8 protein-coding genes are annotated in these 9221 nt (G+C 36.6%); 3 read left to right on the top strand and 5 right to left on the bottom strand.

Features of this window, described 5'->3' with window-relative positions; genetic code table 11:
- Positions 1-380: 380 nt before the first annotated feature.
- The 4 genes from PLK24_RS02035 to PLK24_RS02020 all read right to left on the bottom strand — a co-directional run bounded on the left by PLK24_RS02035 (position 381) and on the right by PLK24_RS02020 (position 4706).
- Entirely contained in the window at positions 381-1379 is a 999-nt protein-coding gene (locus tag PLK24_RS02035; RefSeq protein WP_324476075.1) for a Gfo/Idh/MocA family protein, read from the bottom strand.
- A 26-nt stretch (positions 1380-1405) separates the two neighbouring features.
- Positions 1406-2575, bottom strand: coding sequence for a M24 family metallopeptidase (locus PLK24_RS02030; protein ID WP_324476074.1), 1170 nt, complete (start codon positions 2573-2575; stop codon positions 1406-1408).
- 18 nt (positions 2576-2593) lie between these two features.
- Complete coding sequence (locus PLK24_RS02025) at positions 2594-3622, bottom strand: phosphotriesterase family protein (RefSeq protein WP_324476087.1); 1029 nt, start codon at positions 3620-3622, stop codon at positions 2594-2596.
- A 67-nt stretch (positions 3623-3689) separates the two neighbouring features.
- Complete coding sequence (locus PLK24_RS02020) at positions 3690-4706, bottom strand: LacI family DNA-binding transcriptional regulator (protein ID WP_324476073.1); 1017 nt, start codon at positions 4704-4706, stop codon at positions 3690-3692.
- A gap of 380 nt (positions 4707-5086) precedes the next feature.
- On the opposite strand from PLK24_RS02020, the gene tpx reads away from it, so the two are divergent.
- Entirely contained in the window at positions 5087-5653 is a 567-nt protein-coding gene (gene tpx, locus PLK24_RS02015; RefSeq protein ID WP_349770637.1) for a thiol peroxidase, read from the top strand.
- A gap of 247 nt (positions 5654-5900) precedes the next feature.
- On the opposite strand, the gene PLK24_RS02010 is transcribed toward tpx, so the two are convergent.
- Entirely contained in the window at positions 5901-6494 is a 594-nt protein-coding gene (locus PLK24_RS02010) for a fasciclin domain-containing protein (protein WP_324476071.1), read from the bottom strand.
- Between the two features lie 493 nt (positions 6495-6987).
- Between PLK24_RS02010 and PLK24_RS02005 the strand changes: the two genes are divergently transcribed.
- A complete protein-coding gene (locus PLK24_RS02005; protein WP_324476070.1) occupies positions 6988-8277 on the top strand; it encodes an efflux RND transporter periplasmic adaptor subunit in 1290 nt (429 codons plus the stop codon).
- Positions 8278-8281: 4 nt separating this feature from the next.
- On the top strand, positions 8282-9221 hold a 940-nt coding region (locus PLK24_RS02000; protein WP_324476069.1), incomplete at its 3' end, for an ABC transporter permease.

The raw sequence follows: 9221 nt of genomic DNA, 5'->3' as shown, positions 1-9221 counted from the left end.
TGGCTTATGCCTTTTAAGGCATCCTCGAGAGAAAATTTATGGTAAGTATTGGTTGAAACGGCTAAAACCTGAAACACAATAAAACCTCCTTCAAATTTAAATATTTTTAATCAATATCCATTCAATTTTTCAAAGAATTAATGTATTTATAGTCGAATCCTGAAAAAAATTACAATTATTAGGGAATAAAGAGTGTAGGAACTTTATCACACCTCAACCTCATCTATTCCATAAAAAGAGAAGATGAGGCTTTTATATTTCATAAAACATTATCCTGATTTAACTCCGAAAGAAAGTCAGAGTATAAAGCAGGTATTTTATTTTCTTCTAGTATTTCTATCTAACTAAGATGATAGACAACTCGAGTTGTAATATACTCTTTACAGGACAATAACTTGACCTTTTTTTGCCGATTCTTCCGCTGCCAAGCAAGCTCGAACTGCCTCTAACGATTCTTCGGGGTGGATGATCGTTGGCTTCTTGTTTTCAAGAATACAGGTCGCAAAATAAGATAGTTCTTCTCGGAGTGCTCCCGATCGCACTCCATGCAAGAGTGGCCAGTAAGTAGTATCTGATGAATGCCAACCATTCTGATCGCAAATGGAAAAATTAGGGTGAGTTTCTTGAATATGTATTGAGCCTTGTGTACCAATAATCTCCATACGTTCGTCGATTTGAAAAGCAGTTTTTTCCGGTAGAAACCAGACATTTTCACAAACACCAATAGCGCCACTATCAAATCGAAATAAGGTCCAAGCGAGGTCAGGATGAGGAAAATTTCGAACAGATAAAGATTGAGCATAAACTGACTTAATGTTTGCTCTGGTATACCAAAGCATTAAATCAGTATCATGCACTCCATCTCCAATAATTGGTCCGATTTTAGGGAGAACCGTTGCTCCAACTGTTTCAGGGATATTACGTCGAGCATATATTGAAACAATTTTCCCAATCCGGCCTTCATCAATTGCTACTTTAGCAGAAGCATATCGAGGATTAAAACGACAAATGTGACCTACCATAAAAAACTTGCTGGTCTTTTTGGTTGCAGCAACTATTTTTTCAGCATCAGCAACCGTTGATGCCATGGGTTTTTCTAAAAAAACATGTTTACCAGCCTCTAAAGAGGCAAGAGTTGGTTGCAAGTGCTGATCCCACATGGTCACCACCGAAACTGCATCAATTTCATCATTATTTAGTAATTGGTGATAATCAGTATAAAGATGTTTTACATGAAAACGCTCACCCAATTCTTTTAGTCTTGATTCGTTTCGGGTACACAAAGCATAAAGTTCAACATGGCTAAGATCTGATAATACTTCACAATGTTTTTGCCCAAACCAGCCAAGGCCAATCACCGCAAATTTAACTCTTTCCAAGAAAAACCCTCCTTTATAAATCTAAATTACAAAATAATAATTTCTCGGCGATATGGATTGAATTCTCGAATCCCTTTTTCTGTAACTACGATTCCATCTTCATACCTCATTCCCACTTCACCATCAGTGAGCCATATATCAATATTAAACACCATGTTCGGTTGGATGACAAAGGGGTTACTTTCAGAAAGCCAAAGACCTTCGACTTCGGATACTCCCGTTCCATGAGCAGGGCCATAAAGAGTAAATTTTTCCCATCCATATTTTGCCAGGTGATTATTATATTTTTTGAAAACCTCGGAAGAAAGAACCCCTGGCCGAATCATTTCGAGTGCATCTTCCATAGATTGGAGGGCAACCAACATCATTTTTTTCACTTTTGGGTCAGGCTCTCCAATGGAAAAAACCCGGCACATGTTACCACAATATCCCTGATATCGAGCACCAAAGGTAATTTGGACCAATTCGTTTGCCTGAATAAGCTTATCGGTTGATTTACATAAACTACGGGAGGTGTTCCTTCCTGAACAAACCCAAATAGGATAAGATGTTCCCTCTGCTCCTAAATCAAGCATTACTTTTCGACCTTCATTTTCTAAAAATCGCTCACTGACACCTGTTTGTACTACCTCTAAAGCACGTTTTACTGACTCCTCAGTAATACGATAAGCTTCAGCTATAACCTCAATTTCTTCTTTCGACTTAATTTGACGAACTCTAAGCAGCATTTCATCACCAGACACAACTTCAGCGTTGGGAAGGTTTTTTACCAAATCTTGAAATATAAGGTATGGAAAGGTATTCCATTGACTAATGGCTATTTTTTTGGGTTGAATCTTTCCCATAATTTGTGGAATGATGGTCGAAAAATCTAAAATTTCAGTATCAGGAACCCATTCAGGCGCTGAAGTTTCGACAAACAAACCATGAATAAGAATTTTTTTAATCCGGGAAAATTCCTTAGCCATCTCAAATGATTCTGGTCCACCGGTGATCAAAACTGCTTCACCTTCTCTGGGTACCATAACTCCTGCAAAATCAAAAAAGGGCTGAAATCCTGCTAAGTACAAAGATATCGAGGCTTCACTTTCACTTGAATAACCCACCCATAAATCAACATTTTCTTTTTTCATTTCCTCTTGTAGACGATTTACGCGGCGTTGAAAGTCTTGATCGCTAATTCTTAGATTTGTCATGGTTAACCTCCTCAATTTTTATCTTAAAAAAAGTTGTTGGGGATTCTTTATTATTATTTCCCAAACTATTTTTTCTTCAACTCCAACCTCAATGAGCATTGGAACAACATTGGAAAGAATATGATCATAACCCCATCCTCCATAAGCGTGAAGCATCGCCTTTAAGCAGATATCATTAGTTATAAGAAGTCGATTTTGATAACCAAGATCGACCAACTTACGGATAACCTGGACTCGGTCTCGATCGGTAGCAAAATTTCCTCCGGCAAATTTCCTCTTTTCAATAGGAATCCAGAACTCTTTTCCAAAATTATCAAATTCAATAAATGCACCTCGTTTCATCACTGAGATCATATAATTGAGATTCATTTCTACATCTGAGTGGCAGATGACAACTTGGGAAGGATCTGCTCCTTCACTTTCTAAAATATCCAAAACCTCTATTCCATTTTCTGACCAGGGATAGACATGTATAAAAACCGGAATCCTGCTTTGGGATTGAGCTTTTCCCGCTGCTTGTAGAACCTTTTTTTCATTTGGGTGGATCTGCTGGCTGGTTCCAATTTCACCAATTACCCCAGAACGAACTCCAGTATGATCCATACCAATCAATAAGTCATTCATAATTAATTCAGTTATGTCTTCAGCTGATCGCTTTTCAATATCAGTTGTATGAGTATCATGAGTATAAAATCCACAACCTGCAATAATATTAACTCCGGTTTCTTTCATGAGTTGTTGTAATTGATTTGGATCACGACCAATCCCAACCGGAGTAACATCAATAATACTTTGTCCTCCACTATCTTTAAAGGTTATTATTTCGCTATAGGCAACATCATACTCAGAGAGAATTAAATTATCTTTTACGACATAAGGATCTCGGCGAAGATATCCCAGGTTATTCATGTTAACCTTCTGATATGCCAACTTTTTCTCAAATGGGGTTACGGGTTCGGTAAATTGATTGCTAATATCGATAAATATGTGTTCATGTGGAAGAATAACACCTAAATCATCAATTTTTTTCTCACCACAAACTGTCATAACATTCAACTTCCCCAACCTCCCTTTTTTTAAAATTACATAATTTTATATTAATTCCATAAATGTATTAAAAAGAAGACCAGGTTGATGACCGAATGGTTAAAGTTGGTTCAATAGATATATTGCCTACTTTAACATTATCCGATTGAATGAATTCTAATAGCAACTCTGAAGCAGTTTCAATCATTTTTTTCTTATTTGGGTCAATGGTGGTTAAGGAAATTGGAAGGAGTGATCCAATTTTAATATTATCGAATCCTACTATTGAAATATCTTGTGGAATCGATAGACCTACATCGATTATCGCCTTCATAACACTTATGGCTAAAATATCACAAAATACAATGACAGCTGTTGCTTTTCTCGTTTGGGAAAAAAACTCTTTTGTTTTCTGGTAAGCATCTTCTAAATCAAAGCTAGTATGAATCTGTAAAGATTCATTGTAATCTAAGCCAAATTCCTTTAAAGCTTTTTGGTAACCACAAAAGCGATCACGGGCACTGGAAATATGATGAGAAACGTTAATAAAAAGAATTTCTTGATGTCCCAGTTCAAGGAGATGTCGGGTCGCTAAATATCCTCCCCGTTCATCATCGGAAGTGATACTTGGTGCTATTGGCTTATCAAAATGTCTTCCTAATAAAACTGTTGGAATTCGGTTTTTTAAAATTTCCTGAGTATTTTCCCCACTTTTCCCCACCGGCGTTAAGAGTATCCCATCTACTCTTTTATTGATTAAAGTTTCGATAGAATGTTTTTCTTGGTCAAAATTCTCCTGGGTATTACAGAGAATAAGGTTATATCCACGGGATCGAAAAAAAACTTCGGCATCTTTCACCATTTCTCCAAAAAAAGGATCAGAAATATCACTCATTACCATTCCAATAGTACGTGTTGTCCTTTGAACCAGAGCTCGAGCAATTGCATTAGGAGTATAGTTTAGAAACTGAGCGGTTTTAATAATGTTATTTTTGGTTTCGGGACTTACATCGGGTTTATTGTTCAATGCTCTCGAAACGGTGTTTGCCGAAACACCAACTAATCGTGCAATTTCCCTAATGGTTGGGGGATTATTTTTTTTCATCTAAGTCACCATTAACGTTAACGGTATCGTTCACTGTTAATATATCACTTTATGACATTCACATCAAACCAATTCCTTAGAAAAGAATCAATTAATAATTTGGTAATTTATCCAGTAATTTTTTCAAAAATAACCTGTTCTTTTTATCTTATAAAAGACAAATTCAACTCATTTGATAAAAAGTTTTATTCAGATCTACTTATTTAGCTTACAAAAATACGTTTCGATCGTTCAATCTTAAAAAATACAGAATTTTTGGAATAAATAATCGATATACGGTTTAATATGAATATTAATCCGCTTAAGAAAGGAAGGGAACATAAATGAAACAATATATTTTTTTCTTAATGATAACCCTACTTCTTTTTTCTTTTTCAATTATGGGAACAACTCAAACCAACGAAATTACTGAAAGAAATCAGGTAGTAACATTAAATGGGGGACCAATCACTTTAATCGGACCCGAACTTAAGGTTGGTGATTTTGCTCCAGATTTTCAAGTCGTTGCTCAAGCTACTTTAATCGATGAAGAAATGAAAATTATGAATCTTAATGATTTCTCTGGAAAAATTAAGGTTATTTCAGTTACACCCTCCTTGGATACTCCAGTTTGTGATCTTCAAATTCATAATTTTAATGAGGAAGCTTCCACATTCCCAATCGAAGTGGTAGTAATCAACATCAGCATGGATCTCCCCTTTGCTATTAACCGATTTTGTGCTACTTCTGGAATTGATAAAGTGATAGCCCTTTCTGATTATCGCTTTGCCTCCTTCGGGACCAACTGGGGAGTATTAATTAAAGAATTGCGCTTATTAACTCGGGCACTTTTTATTGTTGACAAGGAAAACGTCATCCGTTATATAGAAATCGTACCTGATACCACTCAAGCACCTGATTATGAACAAGCCTTAAATGCTTTAAAACAATTAATACACAATGAATAACAAGGGTCTATTTTGAAAATATAATGAGAAAATTAAGAATATAATAATCAATTTCATCCCCACTCAAGAGAGAAAGAAATTAAAACCGGCACTACTGGAAGCGCAATGATGCAAATATCTTTTGAGCTCAATTTTTTTTCCTTTGGCGAAAGAGAGTGACCAAGGAGTTTTTCTAAAACAAAAAACCCACCGTTTTATCAACGGTGGGTTTTTTAGAAAGTACTTTTTTCTACAACTGACTGAGTTATCAATTCAACAAATCAACCGAACACGCCTTCCAGGGGGTAAGAACAGTATCAATCACATAGATGTTCCCATTGGTGGCTTCAATCATGTTCTTGTCGGCGACGATTCCCTTGACTTCACACGATCCCGGAGCACCGTTCATGATGTTCACGGTTCCCTCTCCTCCCACTCGCAAGTAGAGAGGATAGTTATCAAACAGGGTCCGCAGGGTTAAGGTGTTCACTAAGTCTCGGGCATTGACTCGGAAAGGAACCACATGGTAGGAAAGAATCTTGACCAAAAGGTCTTGATTTTCTGGTTTCAAGAGACCATCCACAAAACCAGCTGGTAAGGCAGCAAAGGCGGCATCATTGGGAGCAAATACCGTGATGTTTTGGGTATTGGCTAAGATATCAGCCAGGCCTGCTGTTTTTGCAGCTGCTAAGAGAGTCGTAAAGATACCCGTCCCTTGAGCAGCCTCAACGATATTTTTATCACTGGTGACGGTAACGATATCAGCACTATAAGCCACTCCACTCCAAAGGGCAATGAAAAGAACCACACTCAAAGCGAGAACCGTTTTTCTATTCAAAGTCATTAGGGTTAATCCGTTCATGGTCTTTCACTCCTTTCGTCTTCACTTATCATCATTAGTATTTTACTGAACATACTCATATTATATTCTCTTCTTTTTCTCTGTCAAGAGGTAAAAGAGTAAATTTAAAAAATATTTTTAAAATCAAGTTCATTGTTTACCTGCTCAACATCCAAACTCTTGACAATCTCGCCTTGAAAGTTTTAGTATTCATTTTTAAACAAAAACTAAATTCTACTGAAAAAAGAGAACATTTTAATAAAAAAAGAAATAACAATACAATATATAAAATGAAGTTGATTTATCGAATCGGGTACATAAGAGTTCAATCAACATCTTTTTTCATAAGAAAGCACAAAAATTTCCCATCCAATTTTTAATTTTAATATTAGCAGAGATAACCCTTGTAATTATTTAAAAAACCGATTCATTCAAAGCTCTAGAATAAAACAGCTTTTTTAAAAGGATTTATAATTATTTATTACTAAGATATTAATTGAGGAGGATAATTCCTTTGTCAAAAAAGGGAAGAAAAATAATTATTACTTTATTTATTTTAGGAGTCGCCTTTATTGCAATATGGTTTATATTTCTAAAAAATAATGTTGCTTCCAGCCAAAAAGAAAACGCCGTTACCTATAAAACCATCCCAGTAGAAATAGGTAAGATCAGCAATTCGATTTCGGTAGTTGGAACGGTTGAATCCTTTACTCGTGCAGAAGTAAAGTCAGAAATTGGTGAAAAAGTTACTCAAATTTTTGTCAACTCAGGCGATTTAGTTACTATTAATCAACCCCTTTTCCAGCTGGATACTCGCGAATTGGAAATTAATCGTCAAAAAATTGAATCTCAACTGCTATCCGCTCAGGCAGAACTCGACAAGCTTCTTCAACAACCAAGCGAAGTAGACCTTAAACAAGCCGAAGCCAATTATCAGGAGGCTCTGATAGCTTTGGAAAATGCCCAACGAACACTTGAGCGTCATCGGGAATTATTTATTTCAGGAGGATTATCACAAGAACAATTAGAACAAAGTGAGGATCAAGTTATCCTGAAGGAACAAGCAGTTTATGTTTCTAAAGCTAAATTAGATGATCTTAAAGAACAGCCAAAAAAAGAAGATGTCGAAATCAGACGTGCCCATATTTCTGAAATTAAGGCAAGTTTAGAATCAATAAAAAACCAGTTAGAAGCATCATTGGTAAAATCACCAATTGCTGGAACTGTGATTGACATGAACGTCAAAGTGGGAGATATTATTCAAACCGGAAGCGCAACGACTACTAATATAACTGCAACTATTGATGATATGAGTACAATGAAAGTAGTCGTCCCTATCAATGAAATTGATGTTCCCCGTATTAAAGAAGGAATGAAAGCCAGGGTGATTCTTGACGCCCTTCCCGATAAGCCTTTTGATGGAGAGGTCGATTCTATCTCTTTTCTGGGAAAAATAACAGAAAATGTAGTTACTTACGATGCTACCGTTCTTATCCCCAATCCCAATCGCATTATTCGTCCAGAAATGACTGCTGATGTAGAAATAACCACTCAATATAAAGAGAATGCCACCATTATTCCTCTCGATGCTCTTATTGAAAAAGAGGGAAAGGGTTTTGTGCTAATTGCCAATCAAGAAGGTGAACCAACCGAAAGAGAAGTAAAAGTTGGAATTCGTAATGATAGTCAAGTAGAAATTATTGATGGTATTGAGGCAGGAGAGCAGCTTGCTCTTCCAATGGCAACAAACCGACGTACTCCCCCCGTTTCTATGGGGGGTCCTTTTGGTGGTGGAGGAAGGTAACCTCATGAATGTCTATGAAAGCTTAAGAACTTCAATCTCCAGTTTGGTATCCAATAAGCTTCGCTCCTTTCTTACCATGCTTGGTATTATTATTGGTGTATCTGCTGTTGTTTCTATGATATCACTTGGCACAGGGGTTAGAACCTCTATAGTAGATCAGATCGGAAGTTTAGGTTCTAATCTCTTAACTGTGGTTGGAGGAACGATGCGGCAACGGCCAGGTGCACCAATCATGATGAGGGGAATGTCGAATATTTTGAAGATTGAGCATTTTAGAGATCTTCAGACTGCTTCAATTCCAGGCATTCATTCTATTATCGCCGAATCTACTCTGCGACAGACAGTTGTCTATGGAAGAAATAATACATCGGTATCAATTGTTGGAACAACTGCCAATTATCCAACAGTTCGCAATTTCAACCCTTCTCTGGGGCGTTTTTTTAGTGATTATGACTATATCAATTTAAACAATTATGCGGTAATTGGCGACACTGTTGCCACCGACCTTTTTGAAGATATCAATACAGCTATTGGCAATAGAATCAGGATCGGTCGAGTGAGTTTTGAAGTGATTGGGGTTATGGAAAAGAAATCAATGGGCCCTCAAGATTTGGGAAATCAAATCTTTGTTCCTCTCACAACCCTTCAAAAAAGATTAACTGGCTCAAGATATATACAAAGCATCACCATTCAAGCCTATTCTGCCGAGGATATGAATACTATTTCTCAATCAGTGGAAAAATTTTTTCTTCGAAAATTAGGTGATATTGACCGGTTTACTATTATGAATCAGCAAGATATTCTTGATACTATTAATCAGGTCACGGGAACTATAACCCTTTTTCTGGGAGCAATAACTGGCATCTCTCTCCTTGTTGGAGGAATCGGAATTATGAATATCATGCTGGTTTCGGTTACAGAAAGAACTCGAGAAATTGGCCTTC

The organism is Atribacter sp., from assembly GCF_035418125.1.
GTDB lineage: Bacteria > Atribacterota > Atribacteria > Atribacterales > Atribacteraceae > Atribacter > Atribacter allofermentans.
The sequence above is the reverse complement of the archived record's forward strand: the minus strand, read 5'-3'. Positions and strand labels throughout refer to the sequence as shown.